We start from the raw sequence: 16,989 nt of genomic DNA, 5'->3' as shown, positions 1-16,989 counted from the left end.
CTGGGACCTCCTCCTAACCGAGGAACAACTGACGACGGGCGGCCGAGGCTTCGAACGCCTCCAGCCTGCGCTGGGTCTCGGCCGGTGCGGCGTCGCAGATCGCCTGGAGCAGCACCATGGCCAGGGTCATCGGGGCGGTGTGCAGGTCGAACACGAGCTGTGCGCCGATCGCGGCGGGCAGCAGCACGTCGGCGTGCTCGGCCGCCGGGCTGACCGGCGAGTCGGTGATCGCCACCACGGTCAGCCCGGCGTCGCGGGCCTGGCGCAGCGCCTCCAGGGTCTCCCGGGGATAGCGCGGCAGCACGAACGCCAGCAGAGCCCGTGCCCCAGCCTCGGTCGCCTGCTCCAGACGGTCGACGAGCAGGCTGCCTCCGTCGTCGAGCACCCGCACGTCCGGGTGCACCTTGGCGGCGAAGTAGGCGAAGTACGCGGCCAGCGGCGCGGCGGCCCGCAGGCCGAGCACCGGCAGCGGCCGGCTGGCGGCCAGCAGCCGCCCGGTGGTGGCGACCCGCTCCCGGTCGGTGAGCTGTGCGGCCAGCCGGTCCAGGTTGCCCATCTCGGCGCGTACCGCCTGCTGGAGTTCGTTGCCGGCGGTGGCCGGCCCGGGCGCGGCGGCGGTCAGCTCGCGCAGCCGGCGGCGCAGCGCGGGATAGCCGTCGTGGCCCAGTGCCACCGCGAACCGGGTGACCGACGGCTGGCTGACCCCGGCCAGCTCGGCGACCTCGGCGGCGGAGAGGTAGCCGATCGCCGGAGCGTGCTGCACCAGGCAGTGCGCGATGCGCCGCTGCGTCGGAGTGAGCCGAACCCCGTCGAACAGGCCGACGACCCGCTCGGTCGGCGCCATGGCAGCTCCGTCATTCATTCAGCGACTCTATGCATGAAGACTTTCACGAGGCAAGCGGTCCGCCCTTCAGCTGCGGCTTCGCGGTGATCTCCGGAAGTGCGGCCACCGGTGGACAAGGTGGCGAGCGGCGGATCGGTAGGATCCGCACGGCGGTCGAGCAAGGGAGTTGCCAATGCAGCCGGAGGGCCCCTACCGGTACACGCACCTGCTCGGCGGTTCGCCGGTCGGCAAGGCGTGGGCGGCCGTCGACGGGCAGGGCCGCTTCGTCACGGTGGCCGTGCTCGACGCCACTGTGGCCGATGCTCCGGGCTGGCGCGACGCCTTCGCCGGGACCGCGAACGCGCTGGCGCAGGCCGCGGACGCGATGCCCTACACGTACGCCGACTTCTCGGTCGCCGCGCCCTGGGTGGCCTACCCGGCCGAGGCCGGACCGGGTGCGGAGAAGCTGTTCCGGGCCCTCGGCGTCGAGTACTCGCCGGTGCCGACATCCGCGTCGCCGGCCTCGGCCCCGCCGGTCTCCGGCCCGCCGCGGCCCGTGTCCGGGGCGCCCGAGCCGACCTCCGGCCCGCCGCAGCTGCCCTCGGCGGTGGCGAGCCCGATCCCCGGCCAGCCGGCCCCGCACCCGATCTCGGGCGCTCCGGCCTCGCCCGCGACGCCGGACACCGCGCTCGCCCCGTACTCCCCGGTCCCCGCCACCGCGCCGGACGACGTCGTGCTCCGCGACCCGTTCGCCTCGCCCGTCCGCCGGATCGCGCCATCCGAGCCACCCCGGCGGCGGATCGGGACGTGGATCTGGATCGGGGCCGCCGCACTGGTCCTGGTGGTGCTCGTGGGGGTCGGCGCGGTGGCCCTCCTGTCGGGCTCGGACGACGACCCCGCCGCGCCGGTGGCGTCGGCTCCCAGCACTGTGGCGCCGCCGGCACTGCCGACGGCGCCGCCCCAGTCACCCGGGATCGAGCCGCCGACGCCCGGCGCGTGGCCGACCCAGTGGCCGAGGTTCACCGAGCGGGACCAGGTGCAGACGCTGACCGATCTTGAGGGGGTCGGCTTCCCGGTCAAGCTCCCCGCGGGCTGGAAGTGCACGCCGGCCGCGCAGGCCGACGGGTACGTCCGGCACAACTGTGGCAACTCGGCGACGGGCAACGAGATGGCCGGCGGTGAGTTCATCGTGCGGGACTGCCCCGATCCGTGCAACGAGCAGTGGCAGAACGCCATGCGCGCGGTCGAGGAGGCGTGGGGCGCGCAGTGGATCCGCAGCGGCGAGTACGCCAGCTACGCGGAGCAGATCATCGAGGTCGACGGCGTGAAGCGGCACGGCCTGGTCGTGGTCGCCTACTTCCGCAGCGGCGAGGCTGGGCTGGTGGACCGCCAGGTCGTGATTCGGATGACCTCGCCCGTGCCCGAGGCGTACCAGCTGCGCCGCTTCGCCAGCTACGTCCGCGACGTCGTCGTCTTCTGATGAGCCTCGTCTCGTCCACATCGGACGCCACGACCCGGCCGCTCGCCGGCCGCACGGTCGCCCTGATCCACGAGTGGTTCGGCGCGACCGGCGGTTCCGAGCAGGTCTTCCTGAGCATGGCCGACGTCGTGCCGCACGCGGACCGGTTCGTCCTCTGGAAGGACGACGACGCCACGGTGGGCCGGGACATCAAGGAGTCCTGGCTGGCGAGGACCCCGCTGCGGCGGAGCAAGGCCCTCGCGCTTCCGGTCATGCCGCTGACCTGGCGGACGCTGACCCGTCGGACGTACGACGTGGTCATCTCGTCGAGTCACGCCTTCGCGCACACCGTCAAGATCGGCGATCCGGACCGGACCCGGCACCTGAGCTACGTGCACTCGCCCGCCCGCTACGTGTGGAGTCCGGATCTGGACCAGCGGGGTGGCAACGCCGTGCTCGCGCCGATGCGCGCCGTGCTTCGGGCCGGTGACCGCCGGCTGGGCCGGCACGTGCACAGCTACGCGGCGAACTCCCGGGAGGTGCGGGGGCGGATCCGCCGCTTCTGGGGCCGCGACGCCCGGGTGATCCACCCGCCGGTGGCGGTGGACTACTTCGGGGCGGCCCCGCCGCAGGTACGCGACCAGGACCGCCGCTATCTGCTGGGCGTCGGCCGCTGGATCCCGTACAAGAACTTCGACCTGATGATCGAGATCGCGGCGGCGGCCGGCCTGCCGCTGGTGATCGCCGGTGGTGGGCCGGAGGAGACGAACCTGCGCCGGCTCGCCGCCCGCGTCGACGTGCCGGTCGAGTTCGAGTTCCGGCCGTCGCGGGAACGGCTGCGCGAGCTGTACTGGGGCGCGCTGGCGCTGCTCTACCCGGCGCTCGAGGACTTCGGCATGATCCCCGTGGAGGCGCAGGCCTGCGGCACACCGGTCGTCGGCTGGGCCCGCGGTGGGCTGCTGGAGACCGTGCTGCCGGAGGAGACCGGCCTCCTGCTGAACGCCACCGACCCGGCCGCGTACGTGGCGCCCGTCCGGCGGGCGGCGCAGCTGTCGGGATCGGCGCCGATGACCAACGCCCAACGGTTCACTTCGGAGGCCTTCCAGGCGAACATCGTCGCCTGGTTGACCGACGAGGCGTAGCCGATGCGGGCGGCTCCGGGCCGGTGCCGACGACCGGGTGTTGGTTTCGGCCGCCGCCTCCCTTACCCTTGCGCCGGGCAGCGCACGGCGAGCTGGAGATGACTTATGGTGGCGGCCTCGGTGCCGGAGCATGCCCCACTCAGCGACGTTCCGGTGGCGAACGTGCTGATGCTGGGGACGGCCGAGTGGGACTCCCCGATCGCGACGAACCAGCACTATGTCGCGCGGGAACTCGCCCGTACCACGAACGTGACGTTCGTCGAGTCGCTGGGCCTGCGCCGACCCAAGCTCCGGCGGGACGACATCGTCCGCGTGGCCGCGCGGGTACGCCGGGCGTTCGGCGACCGGGCCGAGACTCCGACGCACCGACCCCGGCCGGCCGGGGCGCGGATCGTGTCCCCGCTCGTGCTGCCGGTGCACCGGACGCCGACACGTCCGCTCAACCGGGCACTGCTGCGCCGGGCCACCAGCCACTGGCTGGCCAGTCCACGACCGCGGGTGCTCTGGACATTCACCCCGGTGACATACGGCCTGGAGTCCGCTGCGGACGTCGTCGTCTACCACTGCGTGGACCTGCTGGCGACCTTCCCCGGCGTCGACGGGGTCGCCGTCGGTCGGGGTGAGCGCGCCCTGTCGAGGCGCACCGCCGTGGCCATCGCCACCAGCCGGGCCGTCCACGAGCACCTCGCCGCCGCCGGCTTCCCCCGGATCGAGTTGCTGCCGAACGTCGCGGACGTGTCGGTCTTCACGGCGGCGAGCAGGCCGGCGGCCGAGCGCCGCCCCGCCGTCCTCTTCTCCGGGAATCTCACCGTCCACAAGCTCGACCTGCGGCTCCTCGAATCGGTCGCCATCGCCCTGCGCGGGCGGGGTGAGCTGCTGCTGGCCGGTCCGCTCGCCGCCGGTGGGGGCAGCTTCGACGCGGAACTGCGGCGACTGGCGGAACTGGGCGCCCGACACCTCGGCGTCCTCACACCCGCCCAGCTGGCCGAGGCCGCCGGCAGCTGCGCGGTGGGGCTCATCCCGTACGCGATCAACGACTACACCCGGGGCGTCAGCCCGCTGAAGTGCTTCGAGTACCTCTCCTCAGGACTGGCGGTGCTGAGCACCGGGCTGCCCTCGGTGACCGAACTGGCCCGCGCCAACCCGCACGTGACGGTGGCCGGGGGCGACGGCTTCGCGGCCCGCCTGGTGGAACTGGTCGAGCCGGTCACCGACACGGTGCTGGCCGACCGGATGGCGAGTGCGGCGGCACACGGGTGGGAGGGCCGTGGCGCGGCGCTGCGGTCGCTGCTGAAGGGCGAGCTGGCCGGTGCACGATAGCGGAGCGCCGGCATGAGCCGGGTGCTGGTGGTCAGCGTCGAGCCGCCCTGGCCGGCGCAGCACGGCGGGCGGATCCGTACCGCCCGGGTGGCCGAGGCGCTGGGCCGGCAGGGCGAGTTGCTGGTCGCCTTCCCCGACCACGGCCGGCGGGAACCGGACCCGCCGGTGCAGACGCACCCGCTGCCCTGGTCGGCACCGTCGGCGCTGCGTACCCGGATCTCCGGCCGGCCGCACCTCGGCGGGCACTACCTGGCGCCGGTCGCCGACTCCCTCGACGCGCTCTGCGCGCGGTTCCGGCCCGACGCGGTGTACTGGTCCCACTCCTACCTGGCGGCGTGGGCGCCGCCGGCGACCCGGCGGGTGCCGAACGTCGTCGAGTTCGCCAACGTCGAGCGTCACCGCCTGCGAACCCTGACGGCCTCGACCCGGGGGTGGCAACGGATGGCCCGCGGTGCCGAGGCGGCCAAGGCCGGCTTCTGGGAGCCCCGGGTGGCCGCCCGCGCCGCCTTCTGCGTCGCGCTCTCCCGGCCGGACCAGACCGTGCTGCGCGAATGGAGCGACGCCGTCGTGCTCGCCCCGAATGGCGTAGACCGCTGGCCGTACCGTCCGTCGCCACCGGATGGTTACGTCCTCGCGCTGGCGTCGTACGACTACGAGCCGAACGTGCGGGCGCTGCGTGCGTTGATCCGCGACGTGTGGCCGCTGGTGCGCGCCGAGTCCCCCGAGGCCCGGCTGGTGATCGCCGGCCGGCGTAGCGAGGCACTGGCCCCGGAGTTCGCCACGGTTGCCGGGGTCACCGTCCTCGGCACGCTCGACGACGTGTCGGAGGCGTACGCCGCCGCCGCGGTGACCGTCGCCCCGGCCACCACCGGCGGCGGCTCGCAGCTGAAACTGACCGAGTCGCTGTCGCGGGCGCGGACCGTCGTGATGAGTCCGTTCGCCGCGTCGGGCCTGCCGGACGCCGTACGCGACGCCGGGGCCCATCGGGTCGGTGCCGAGCCGCCGTCCTTCGCGGCGGCGGTCGTCGACGCGCTGCGGAACGTCCCGGCCCGGCACGAGCGGGAGCACGCCGGATGGCGGGGCTGCGCGGCGCTCGGCTGGTCCCGGACCCTGGGCGGGATGGTCGACGCCGTGGCGGACCTCGCCAGCCGGAGGGTCGTGTCGTGATCCGGCGGGTGCACCTGATCGAGTCGGGCGGCCGGGGTGGCGTCTTCAACCACACCGTCGAGCTGGCCGCCGGCCTGGTGGGGCTCGGTGCGGACGTGGTGGTGCACACCGCTGACGACTGCGACGCGGCGCCGGCCTCGGTGCCCCTGTGCCACTGCGTCACCTGGTATCGCGCGTCGCCCCACCGGCTGGTCAGGCAGGCGGGGACGTCGGCGCGGTACCTCCTCCGGACGCTGCCGCACCTGTACCGGGCGATCGACGCGGCGGACGTCGTGCACGTGCAGGGCATGTTCGCGCTGACCCCGGAACTGCTGTCGGTGGCGCGGCGCCGCAAGGCGACCATCGTGGCCAGCCCGCACAACACGTTCGTCCGGTCCCACGCCCCCGGCGGCGGCCGGGCGCTGCGCAGCGCGCTCGGCGACGCCGACCGGGTTCTCGTCTACTCCGAGGCCGACCGGCGACGGCTGCTCGACCGCGGGGTGGCCAACGTCGCCCGGGTTCCCCTCGTGCAGTGGACCCCACCGGCCGACCCGGCCCTCGTCGAGCGCTGGCGTGCCGAGCTGGCGCCGGACGGGGCACCGCTCGCCCTGCTGCCCGGCCAGGTCCGCGACGACAAGAACCCGGAGCTGTTCGTCCGGGTGCTGGCGGAGCTGACCGGCTGGCGGGGCGCGGTGGTCGGCGAGGACCTCGGACCGGGCCGGCGGGTGGACGCGCTGATCGCGGCGACCGGCGCGGCGGTGGCGACCGCCTACCGCTACCTGGACGTCGACGAGTTCACCGCGCTGGTCGCCGCCGCCGACGTCGTCGTCGCGCCGTATGAGATCGCCAGCCAGTCCGGGGTCGTCGCGGTGGCGGCCCGGCTGGGCGTGCCGACCGCGGTGGTGCCGTGCGGCGGGCTGGGCGAGCTGGCCACCGCGGTGGCTCGGGACACCAGCATCCCGGCGGTCCGCGACGCCGTCGTGACCGCGTACGACACCGGTGCGAGGCCGCTCGACGCCGCCGGCGCCGCCGACCGCTTCCGGCACGAGTACACCGTCGCCCAGCAGAGCCGGACCAGGAGCCGGCAGTGAGGACCGCCGGGTCCACGTCGACCGTCACGGTGATCTCCGTCTCGGACACCGCCGGTGGTGCCGAGGCGCACACCGTCGCGCTCGGGCAGGGGCTGCGGCAGCGCGGCCACGACGTCATCCTGTACGGCCGCTGCCCGGGCTGGGAGGAACACGGCCTCGACCGGCGGGAGATCGCGCTCGGGCCGAAGTGGTCGCGCCGGACGATGGCCGCCGGAATCCTGCGGGTGCCTCTGGAACGGCACCGAATCCGGGAGATCGCCGACTCCTCGCTCTACTACCTGCAGTTCAAGCGGGAACAGATCGCGCTGACGGCACCGCTGGCCCGCCGCGCGCCGGTGGTCTGGACCGAGCACGGGCGATGGATGGGCGGCCCGGCCGGTCGGCTGCTCCTCGCGGGCTACGTGCGCGCCGCCGCGCACGTCGCGCGGGTGGTCTGCGTCAGCGAGGCGGTGGCCGACGACCTGGTACCGGTGATCGGCGGGAGCAAGCTCGTCGTGGTGCCCAACGCGATCGACACCCGGCGCTACACCGCCCCGCCGGCCGCGACCCGGGCGGCGTTGCGCGAGCAGCTGCTGCCGAGCCACTTCCAGGATCGCCGGGTGGCGATCCTGGCCGCCCGGCTGCACGGTGCCAAGCGCCACGACCGGGCGATCGCGGCGGCACTGGCCAGCGGCTGTGCCCTGGTCGTCGTCGGCGACGGGCCGGACCGCGAGCGGTTGGAGCGGCTCAGCGCGGGCAACGCCGATGTGCACTTCACCGGTCACCGGGAGGACGTGCCGGACCTGCTCGCCGCCGCCGACCTCTACCTCTACTGCGGGGCGGCGACCGACGGTACGCCGACCTGCGTCCTCGAAGCCGCCGCCAGTGGGCTGCCGATCGTGGCGTTCCACGGCGACCCCGGCACCGAGCTGGTGCCCCGCTGCGGTGGTCTCGTGATCGCGGATCCGGCGGACCTGACGGTCGGGACGGTGACGGCGCTGCTGGAGCTGCGGGGCAGCGGCGTAGCGTACGTCGAGCATCGGCACGGTCGGCAGGCCTGGCTGGACGCGTACGAACAGATCTTCGGGGAGTGCCGCCGGTGACCTCGCCTGGACCGACGACGGCCGAGTCGGGGGACCGGGGTGCCACCCCGGCCGGCACCGGCCCGGCGGATCCGGGCGCGGCGTCCGTCCCGGCGCAGGCATCGCGGTCGGCGCGCGGGCTCAGCATGGCGACCGGCCTCTCCCTCGGGCTGCGGCTGGTGGGCATGGTCGTGGGCATGGCGACCACCGCCGTGCTCGCCCGCTACCTGAACCCGGAGGGGTACGGCGTCTTCGCCCTCGCGCTCACCCTCGGCACGGCGGCGGCACAGGTCGCCGACATGGGCACCACGATCACCGTGAGTTCGCGGATCGCGCGGGACAGGGAGTCCGCCGGCCGGATCCTCGGCACCGGCCTGGTCATCCGCACGGCGGTGGCGCTGGCGGCGACCGTCGCCCTGCTCGTCGCGGCCGGCTTGGGGTGGTTCGGCGAGTCCAGCGCGGTGGTCAGCGTGATCGCGATCGCCACACCGCTGTCCGCGGCAGCCATCCTCACCGCCGGGGCGACCGCCCGCTTCCGCCCCGAGGTGTCGGCCATCCTCGCTCTCGTGCAGGGCGTCCTCTGGTTGACGGCGGTCGTCGTCATCGCCCGTACCGGCGGCGACGTCGTCCTGCTCGCCTGGTTCTTCGTCGGTGTCGTCATGGTGCAGACCGGCATCGGCGTGCTGATCAACCGGCGGCTGGTGCCGCTCGGCCGGCCGTCCTGGGCGGAGGCGGGTCGGATCTTCGCGCTGAGCTGGCCGCTCGCGATCAGCTCGCTCGCGGTGATGGCCTACTACCGGCTCGGCTCGGTGATCCTGTTCCATCTCCAGGGCGCCGCCGAGGTGGGCTACTACGCGGCCGCCTACAAGTTCCTGGACGTCGCCCAGCTCGGCCCGGCCATGCTGGTGGCGCCGCTGCTGCCGATCGTGGCGACCAGCCTGGCCGGGAACCCCCATCGGCGAAACCTGATCTTCAGCCTGGCGGCGCGTACCGGTGTGGTGATCGGTGCCGGCACGGCGGTCCTGCTCATCGCGCTCGCCCCCGCGCTCGTCGGGTACCTCTACGGCGACGACTACGGCCCGGCGGTCACGCCCCTGATGCTGCTCGCCGTGGCCTTCGTCGGCGTCGCCCTCGGCTACGTCGGCACCACGATCTGCTCGGCGCTCGGCCTGGTCCGGCCGATCGCGGTGCTGACCGTCTCGGTGGCGGTGGTCAACCTCGCGGCCCAGTTCTGGGCGTGCGCCCGCTGGGGGGCAACGGGCGCGGCGGCGGTCGCGGCGGGTACCGAACTGGTCATCGGCGTCTCGACCTGCCTGCTGGCCGCCCGGGTGATGACGTCCCGGCTGCCCGTACGCGAGATGGCGAGCGTCCTCGTCGCCGGGGCCGCCACGATCGCTCTGCTCTGGCTGGTCCGGCTGCCCTGGCCGGTCGAGGCGGCGATGGCCGCCGGGATGTTCGGTGTGGCGGTGCTGGCTTCCCGGGCACTCACCGTGGCGGACCTCCGGCGCGTACTCTCCCGCCGGGCGCTGTGACAAAGCCCGGCTGCGCCCCGGTCAGTACGTGGCGCCGGTGTGCAGGTTCTGCCAGACCAGCCCGGTGCACACCACCGGGCCGAGGCCGCACGGCAGCTGCGCGTTCGTGTTCGTGGCCGAGCTGCCCTCCGCCCGGACGAGCCGGCTGACGTCGACGGCGAGATCCAGCAGGTACGAGGTGACCGCACCGCCGGAGCCGACCGACACTCCCTGGGCACCGGCGGCGGTCCGCAGGGTGTTGCCCCGGACCACCGCCGCGCCCGATCTGTGCACCCTCGCCACTCCGCCGGTGGTGTCGTCGACGGTGACCCGCGACAGCAGCAGTTCGGTGCGGGTGTTCAGGTCGGCCAACCATGCCTTTCCCGTGGTCCGCACGTTGGTGAGGGCGACCCGGGGCAGCCGGTGGGTCGCCGCCCGGGCGGCGACCAGGCCCCCACCCCGGCCGGTGACACCGGCGTCCGACACGCTCGCCTGGCCCACCGTGGCGTCCGCCGCCCACTGGGGAAGCTCCAGCAGGTAGCTGTCGCCGGGGGCGGCGACGCTGACCGACCGCACGGTCAGCTCGTCCACCGCGCCAGCGACCTGCAGGACCCGGGCGCCGGCGTCCGACGCGGCGACGGTCAGCCGGTCGACCCGTAGCCGCTGGATCCGGGCCGTGGCGTCGACGGCCACGACCGGCCCGGCGCCGAGGTGGGTGACATCGACGTCCTCGACGGTCAGCTCCGCGACGGTCGCCGCGGCCAGCGGCGAGATCCGCAGCAGCGCCCCGTCCGCCCCGGGATCGGCGAAGGCCAGGCCCCGGACCAGGACGCTTCCGAGGTGGGAACCGTTGAGGTACACGACGTGCCGGCCGGGCACCGTCTCGGCGCCGACCCGCTCCACGACCAGGTCGTCGACCCGGCCGCCGGTGGTACGCCACTCGGCGGTGTCGTCGCCGACCCAGATGACGTTGTTGGCCGCGCGGCCGGCCACGTCACGGACGGTGGTCCGCAGCGCTGCCGTCTCGGGCGCTCCGCCGAGCACCTTGACCAGCGTCGCGGCCGAGACCACGTCGATGTCCTCGATGACCGTGTCGGTGACCGGGCCGGACACGTCGTCGTAGGCCCGCCAGTCGCGGGGGGTGATGGCGACCGTGTCGTCACCCGTCGCCCCTCGGATCGTGGCGATCCTGGTCCGAGCGGCCGGCCCCTGGAGGTGTACGCCGTCGGACCCCACGTCGAACGCGATCCGGGTGACGGTGGCGTCGGTGACGTCGCCGAGGGAGATGGCGTACTTGTCGCCGGAGGTCCTGACCGCCAGCCCCTGAAGCAGCAGCTGGTCCACCCGCCGGAACCGCATGGTGTGCAGGTCCGGGCCGACGCCGCCCACCCCGTCGGCCCGCACCCAGCTGCCGCCGATCACGGTGATGTCCCGGTCCCGGCCGCCGCCGGTGACCGCCCGGTTGGTCAGGAGGTTGCAGCCGCTGCCCGACGCCAGGGTGACCGTGCACTCCGCCATCATCAGCGTCGTGCCACCGTGCACCACGAGCGGGGCGCTGACCTGGTAGTGCGCGCCCGGGCGGCCGTGGACGAGGCCGCCCGCGCCGGCACGGAGGGCGGTGTTGAGCGCCGTGGTGTCGTCGCCTCCGGAGGGTGCGGGCAGCACCGTGCGCCCCGGTCGCCGGGAATCGCCGGCCAGAACCATGCCGCCGGCGACGGCGAGCAGGCTGCGGCGGGTGATCATCTTGGCTCCGGGAGTGGTCGGCAACCTCGGCGGGAGGCCGTGACGGCGCATTCGGTGGGACCGCAACACGTCGCGGGCATCGTACTGAAACCCTGGCGGCCGTGGGTTCGCCGGGCGAAACTTCCGATGGCGCTCGCCCTCGTCGGGCCTGATACTGTGAGCCCGCGACGGCCGCCGTGCCGTGATGTTCGACTCACCACAATGTCCGATCGCGCCGATCACGGTGGCGCCTCGGTCGTGGTCGTCCCGCGACTGTCACGGCAACCGGTTCGGCGTTGTTGTCAGTGGGTTCCGGGTCGGCACGGGCCGGCGGGATCCGGTCACGGGGCAGAGGCGGCAATGGGTTCCACAGGGACTTCGACTGGTTCGGGCGTCGGCGCCGAGCCCCATCTCCCCGGCCAGCCCGTGAGTTCCCCGAGGTCCGGCGCCGAGGCGGAACACGGGCCGCATCCGGTGTCCCGCGCCCTCGGTCCCGTGGTCGCCACCGTGCGGCATCCGCTCGGATGGGCGTCGTGGGTGGTGGCGGCGTTCTCCGCCGCGTACATCGCATGGGCACTGCCGGCACCGGCCGGGATCGTCCTGGCGGTCGCCCTGCCGCTGCTCGTGCTTCGTCTGCCGGTAGCTGGCATCGTGCTCGTGGCGGTGCTCGCCCAGGAGATCAAGCCCAACGAGCGCTTCGGTGAGCTGACGACGTTCGGCCACCAGTTGCTGATCAGTTCCGGGAAGATCCCCGTCGTCCTGCCGCTCGCGCTGACCGCCGCGCTCGCGGGCGCCGCCCGGTGGTGGCCCGCGGAGCGCCCTCGGCTCCGGTCCCTCGGCGGGGCGCTGCTCGGGCTCGCCGCCGCCCTCGTCGTCGTGGCCACCAGTGTCGGCCTGCTGCACGGCCAGTCGATCTTCTCGGCGGTCAACCAGAACGCCCGACCGTTCGTCCTGCTGGTCCTGGGGCTGGTCATCGGGATGAGCCTGCGGTGGCTACCCGAGGACCGGAAGTCGCTTCCCCCGACGGTCGGAGCGGCGCTGATCGGCCTGCTGGTCGCGGCGGCGATCGCCATTCCCCTCGGTGAGATCGCCGACGAACGCCTGAGCGCCTACTTCGTCTACTACGATTCGGCGTTGCCCGCGATCGCGGCGGCGGTGTTCATCGGCATGCTCGGTTCAGCCGGGTGGCGGTGGGACTGGCGGCACCTGACCGTGGCCGTCGCGGCGCCACTGCTGATCGTCATCAGCTTCCGCCGCAGCGTCTGGCTCGCGGTTCTGGTCGTCGTCACCGTCCTCCTCGTGGTCGCCTGGCCACGGTGGCGGCGGATGGTCCAGCAGCTCGCGTTCGCGGGCCTGGTGGTCGCGGCGGTGGTGTTCGCCGCGCCGGGCCTCGCCGCGGATGTCGGCCTCCGCAGTGCGGGCAGCCTCGGGCTCGGTAACGATTCCGCCCCGACCGACGCGGCGCCCGCGACGACTGCCCCGCCCGCGACCGGTGCCCCGCCTACGACGACCGCCCCGCCCGCGACGACCGCCCCGCCTGCGACCAGTGCCCCACCCGCGACGGGTGAACCAGCCGGGCCGGCCAGCGCCGCACCGCCCGCCGAGCAAGCCCCGCCGCCCGAGCCGCCGAACCCGCCCGCCGAACCCGGCCCGACGCCGCCGGTGAGCGCCGACCACCAGGCCGCGTCGACCGGCGGTCACCTGAGCGATCTCCAACTCGGGTGGGAACACGTACGCGCGAACCTCTGGACCGGGGTGGGACCGCTCGCGCCCCAGATCACCGGCATGGCCGCCGACGAGGCCGAGCGGGTCTACGTGCACAACCAACTGCTGCAGGACTGGCTGCGGTACGGTCCCGTGGCGCCGCTGCTGGTGGTGCTGTTCTTCCTGGTCGCCGGGCTGGCGGCACTGGCGCGTCTGCGCGATCCCGACAGCGATGTCGTCGTTCGCGCGGCGGCCGCGTTCTGCCTGATCGCGCCGCCGTGTCTGATGACCGCGCCGTTTCTGTCCGAGACGAGCCGGTGGCCGCTGGTGACGGGTGTCGCGGCCGGAATCCTCGCCCAGTGGGCCAGCAGCCAGCGCGGAGTCCGGCAGAGCCCGGTGTGGAGCTCCTGGTGACCGGTGCGCCGCTGCGGGACGGTGAGGCGAACCGTCAGGGTGCGGCCACCGTGTCCGTGGTGGTCCCCACCCGGAACCGGAGCCAGCTCGCCGACGGGCGAGCGCGCTGGGCCCTGGGCCAGCCGGTCGTGCGAGAGGTGATCTTCGTCGTCGACGGGAGCACCGACGACACCGTGGCCCGGCTGCGGGCCCTCGCGGGCCAGGACTCGCGGCTCCGCGTCATCGTCAACGAGCGCAACGTCGGCCCTCCGCGGGCCAAGAACATGGGGATCCGCGCCGCGACCTCGGAATGGGTGCTCGTCATCGACGACGACGACATCCCCAGCGACAATCTGGTCCCCGCGCTCCTTCGCGTCGCGCAGGAGGCGGGCGCCGACATCGTCGGCGTGCCCTGGTTCAACCTCGGCGAGGCGGAGGACGTCGAGGCGTTGGTGGCGCGGGCGCAGCGAGCGCCCGGCGGCCCGCAACTGGACCGACCCGGGCTCTTTCCGGAGACGGCCTGGGCGCCGTGCATCTGGATGCCCGCCAACGCGCTGTTCCGCCGATCGGTCTTCGACGGGGTCGCGTACGACGAGTCCTACCGCGGGAACTTCTACCGCGAGGAGACCGACCTGTACGTGTCGGCGGCGCGGGCGGGTCACCGGGTGGTGGTGACTGATCGGGGTTACACGTACATCAGGTCGCGGCGTGGCGGCGGCATCGATCGGCAGTCGACGCTCCGGTACGAGTACTCGGTGCTCCGCAACAACTGGTACTTCCTGCGCAAGCACGGTGCCTGGCTGCGCGGGCAGGGCCTGCTCCGCGGACCGGTCCAGGAGCAGACGGCGCTGCTGGTCCGGCGGATGAAACCGCTGGCCAGGGCCGCCGGACGGCGCCTCACTCGGTGGACGCGACGATGAGGGTCGCGATCGTCAGCCCGAATCCGGCGAGCAACTCCGGCGGCGTCGAGCGGTTCTGTCACACGCTCCGCGATGTCATCGGACGGCTCGGCGGCGTCGCCACCGTCGTCGGTGCCGCCGATGTCGGTAAGGTCCCGCACGACCTGTCGATCACGAACGGGATGGTCAGCCGACGCACGGCGACCCCACGGATCCACGTCTACCACGGATGCTGGGTGGACCACGTGCGGTTGGGGTCGCGGACCAACGACTACTCGCTGCCCTGGAGGACACAGTTCCTGGTCAAGGGTGCGGTGAGGGAGATCTGGGCGGGCGCCAACGCGTACCGGGTGGCCGTCTCGGCGCCGACCGCGGCCGAGGTGGCGCACTGGTACCGGCTCCGGGTCCATCGGGTGATCCCGAACGGGATCGACACCACGACGTTCGCCATCGGCGACCGTGCCGCCGCCCGCAAACAGGTGCGGGTACCCGCGGACGAGAAGCTCGCGCTCTTCGTCGGCCGGGCGGAGGCGCGCAAGCGGCCGGACATCGCGGTGGCTGCCGCGTCCCGCGCCGGCTATCGGCTGCTGACCGCCGGCTCGGGCTCGGTCGACGGCGCGACAAGCCTCGGTGTGCTGTCGCCGACGGAGCTGCGGACCTGGCTCCAGGCGGTGGACTGCGTGCTCGCGCCCAGCGACTACGAGGCGTGTTCACTGGCCATTCTGGAGGCGATGGCCAGCGGCACGGCGGTGGTGACGACCCGGGTCGGCTACGTCCGTACCCTTGTCGCGCACCTGCCGGCCTACCGCGACCTGACCGCACCGGCCGGTGACCTGGACGAGTTCGGCCGGGCGTTGACGCTGGTCCCGTCCCGGCAGCGGGCGGTTGCCGAGGCCACCGCGTTCGTACGGACGGAGAACAGCCTGGAGCGCTTCGCGCAACGCTGGTCGGCGGCGATCGACGAGGCGATGGCGAGGCGGTCGCGGCCGGCCGCTGGGTAGCGACCGGCCGCCGGCCATCCGACCGTCCCGGTCAGCGCCCGCCGGCGCGGAACACCTCCGCGACCGTACGCAGCACGACCTTCACGTCGAGCCAGAGCGACCAGTTCTCGATGTAGTAGTTGTCGAACCGGGCCCGGTCGGAGATCGGGGTGTCACCGCGCAGGCCACTGACCTGCGCGAGGCCGGTGAGCCCGACGGGAACCCGGTGGCGCGCCGCGTAGTTCGGGTACTCCGCCGAGAACTTCTCCACGAAGTACGGCCGCTCGGGGCGCGGACCGACCACGCTCATCTCGCCGCGCAGGATGTTCCACAGCTGGGGCAACTCGTCCAACGACGTGCGGCGCATGAACCGGCCGATCAGGCCCACGCGCCGGTCGTGGGCGATGGACCAGTTGGTCTGCGCCTCCTGCTCGTCCACCGGGCGCATGGTCCGAAACTTGATGACCTTGAACGGTCGGCCGTGCCGGCCGATCCGCTCCTGGCGGAAGAAGATGCCCCGGCCGCCGTCAGCGAGGGTGGCGATGGCGCAGAGCAGCAGCAGCGGGCTCAGCGTGATCAGCGCGACGGCGGAGAACAGCAGATCCGATGCCCGCTTGATGGCCCACCGTGGACCGGAGAACGTGATGTCGCTGATCTTGACGATCGGGATGGCGCCGATGTGGTCGGGATATCCGCCCTGGGAGCGGGAGCCCCACAGGCGTGGCACCGCCCACAGGTCGCAGCGGGAGCTGCGGGGCCGGAGCAGGGTCTCCATGAGGGCGGACTCCGGGCAGTCCGGATCGGCGATGATCAGGACCTCGCAGTCCACCAGCCGGATCAGGCTCTCCAGGTCGTCCAGGCTGCCCGTGAGCGGGAGCGTCCCGGTCTCCTGTCGCGATGGTGCGTCCACGCACCCGACGAACCGGAGGCCGTAGCGCGGGTAGCGGCGCAGCATCCGGGCCAGTTCGAGCCCGATGGGCCCGCTGCCGATGATGATGGCGTTGTGCTCCACCCACCGGCGCTTGCGGGTCAGGATGGTGAGGGCACGACTGAGCGCCCGACCGGCGATCACCAACAGAGCCGAGAGCGCCACGCCCCGCATGAAACCGCCGACGTACGCGACCGACGAGTGCCGCTCCGCCGCGATGATGGCCACCACCGCGGCGGAGGCGAGCAGCCGGCCGCCGAGGCCCGGCAGCTCGTCGAGGATGCTCACGTGCCGGCGGGGGCGGTAGAGCCCGCCGGCCGCGAAGATGGCCACGGTGAGCACGGCGTTGGCCAGCGTCCCGCGCCAGTAGTTCTGGCTCAGCGCCAACGGGGTGAGCAGCGCGGCGACGTCGATGGGGAGCGTCATCATCCACGCGCGCACCCAGCGTGTGCGGGACGAGGCCCGGGACCGGGCGTACGGCAGGACCGCGGTCGTCTGCAGACCGGCGCGTGCCCCGGCGACCCCGGCGGCAGCGGTCACCGGAGCGGTGGCCATGGCCGGGGCGGTCGTCGGAGCGGCGGCCATGGCCGGGGCGGCCCGCGCGGGGGCGGCCAGCTCGGCCAGGCAGGCCTGGTCAGCGGCGATGTCGTGCCGTCGCGGCGTCGCCTGCTCGGGCAGCCCACCGAACGGCCCGGCGGGCGCGGGATGGCTCATCGTCGGTTGGCCTGTCATGGTTGGCGCTCCCCCCGTGGAACCCTCGGCCGCGCAACAAGACTCAGGGCGACCGCAGGATACGGCCGGGCGATATTG

13 protein-coding genes are annotated in these 16,989 nt (G+C 73.7%); 10 read left to right on the top strand and 3 right to left on the bottom strand.

The features are described from left to right. Positions 1–13: 13 nt before the first annotated feature. Positions 14–862 (bottom strand): MurR/RpiR family transcriptional regulator, encoded by an 849-nt coding sequence (locus tag O7615_RS03140; RefSeq protein ID WP_278175673.1) that lies wholly within the window; start codon positions 860–862, stop codon positions 14–16. Between the two features lie 154 nt (positions 863–1,016). Here O7615_RS03140 and O7615_RS03135 point away from each other — a divergent pair, with 154 nt between their 5' ends. The 7 genes from O7615_RS03135 to O7615_RS03105 all read left to right on the top strand — a co-directional run bounded on the left by O7615_RS03135 (position 1,017) and on the right by O7615_RS03105 (position 9,574). Further along, complete coding sequence (locus tag O7615_RS03135; RefSeq protein WP_278175672.1) at positions 1,017–2,303, top strand: hypothetical protein; 1,287 nt, start codon at positions 1,017–1,019, stop codon at positions 2,301–2,303. After that, a complete protein-coding gene (locus O7615_RS03130) occupies positions 2,303–3,424 on the top strand; it encodes a glycosyltransferase (protein WP_278175671.1) in 1,122 nt (373 codons plus the stop codon). The genes O7615_RS03135 and O7615_RS03130 overlap by 1 nt, the downstream gene beginning before the upstream one ends. A gap of 120 nt (positions 3,425–3,544) precedes the next feature. Then, positions 3,545–4,744, top strand: coding sequence for a glycosyl transferase family 1 (locus tag O7615_RS03125; protein WP_278175669.1), 1,200 nt, complete (start codon positions 3,545–3,547; stop codon positions 4,742–4,744). 12 nt (positions 4,745–4,756) lie between these two features. Continuing rightward, positions 4,757–5,911, top strand: a complete 1,155-nt coding sequence (locus O7615_RS03120; protein ID WP_278175668.1) for a glycosyltransferase — start codon at positions 4,757–4,759, stop codon at positions 5,909–5,911. Continuing rightward, complete coding sequence (locus tag O7615_RS03115; RefSeq protein ID WP_278175667.1) at positions 5,908–6,981, top strand: glycosyltransferase; 1,074 nt, start codon at positions 5,908–5,910, stop codon at positions 6,979–6,981. Before O7615_RS03120 ends, O7615_RS03115 begins: the two co-directional genes overlap by 4 nt. Beyond that, positions 6,978–8,063: a glycosyltransferase family 4 protein gene (locus tag O7615_RS03110; RefSeq protein ID WP_278175666.1), complete on the top strand. Its 1,086-nt coding sequence runs from the start codon at positions 6,978–6,980 to the stop codon at positions 8,061–8,063. The genes O7615_RS03115 and O7615_RS03110 overlap by 4 nt, the downstream gene beginning before the upstream one ends. After that, on the top strand, positions 8,060–9,574 hold the full coding sequence (locus tag O7615_RS03105; RefSeq protein WP_278175665.1) for a flippase: 1,515 nt from the start codon (positions 8,060–8,062) through the stop codon (positions 9,572–9,574). The genes O7615_RS03110 and O7615_RS03105 overlap by 4 nt, the downstream gene beginning before the upstream one ends. A 21-nt stretch (positions 9,575–9,595) precedes the next feature. Here the strand turns inward: O7615_RS03105 and O7615_RS03100 are convergent, their stop codons facing one another. Next, positions 9,596–11,296, bottom strand: a complete 1,701-nt coding sequence (locus O7615_RS03100) for a hypothetical protein (RefSeq protein WP_278175664.1) — start codon at positions 11,294–11,296, stop codon at positions 9,596–9,598. A 405-nt stretch (positions 11,297–11,701) separates the two neighbouring features. Here O7615_RS03100 and O7615_RS03095 point away from each other — a divergent pair, with 405 nt between their 5' ends. The 3 genes from O7615_RS03095 to O7615_RS03085 are packed head-to-tail and all read left to right on the top strand — an operon-like array spanning position 11,702 to position 15,272. Next, the gene (locus O7615_RS03095; protein ID WP_278175663.1) at positions 11,702–13,393 is read left to right on the top strand and encodes an O-antigen ligase family protein; all 1,692 of its coding nucleotides are present in this window, start codon (positions 11,702–11,704) and stop codon (positions 13,391–13,393) included. Next, positions 13,390–14,292 carry a glycosyltransferase family 2 protein gene (locus O7615_RS03090; protein WP_278175662.1) on the top strand — a complete coding sequence of 301 codons (903 nt, stop codon included), beginning with the start codon at positions 13,390–13,392 and terminating at the stop codon, positions 14,290–14,292. The genes O7615_RS03095 and O7615_RS03090 overlap by 4 nt, the downstream gene beginning before the upstream one ends. After that, positions 14,289–15,272, top strand: coding sequence for a glycosyltransferase family 4 protein (locus tag O7615_RS03085; protein ID WP_278175661.1), 984 nt, complete (start codon positions 14,289–14,291; stop codon positions 15,270–15,272). The genes O7615_RS03090 and O7615_RS03085 overlap by 4 nt, the downstream gene beginning before the upstream one ends. A gap of 31 nt (positions 15,273–15,303) precedes the next feature. Here O7615_RS03085 and O7615_RS03080 read toward each other — a convergent pair whose 3' ends face one another. Next, a complete protein-coding gene (locus O7615_RS03080) occupies positions 15,304–16,911 on the bottom strand; it encodes a sugar transferase (protein WP_278175660.1) in 1,608 nt (535 codons plus the stop codon). Between the last annotated feature and the right edge of the window lie 78 nt (positions 16,912–16,989).

This window comes from Micromonospora sp. WMMD1082 (assembly GCF_029626175.1).
Lineage (GTDB): Bacteria > Actinomycetota > Actinomycetes > Mycobacteriales > Micromonosporaceae > Micromonospora.
This window is presented reverse-complemented; position numbering and strand designations above follow the sequence as displayed.

Coding starts and splice junctions, on each gene's coding strand:
- O7615_RS03120 (WP_278175668.1), top strand. CDS start 4,757: ATGAGCCGGGTGCTGGTGGTCAGCGTCGAGCCGCCCTGGCCGGCGCAG.
- O7615_RS03135 (WP_278175672.1), top strand. CDS start 1,017: ATGCAGCCGGAGGGCCCCTACCGGTACACGCACCTGCTCGGCGGTTCG.
- O7615_RS03130 (WP_278175671.1), top strand. CDS start 2,303: ATGAGCCTCGTCTCGTCCACATCGGACGCCACGACCCGGCCGCTCGCC.
- O7615_RS03085 (WP_278175661.1), top strand. CDS start 14,289: ATGAGGGTCGCGATCGTCAGCCCGAATCCGGCGAGCAACTCCGGCGGC.
- O7615_RS03080 (WP_278175660.1), bottom strand. CDS start 16,911: ATGACAGGCCAACCGACGATGAGCCATCCCGCGCCCGCCGGGCCGTTC.
- O7615_RS03140 (WP_278175673.1), bottom strand. CDS start 862: ATGAATGACGGAGCTGCCATGGCGCCGACCGAGCGGGTCGTCGGCCTG.
- O7615_RS03100 (WP_278175664.1), bottom strand. CDS start 11,296: ATGATCACCCGCCGCAGCCTGCTCGCCGTCGCCGGCGGCATGGTTCTG.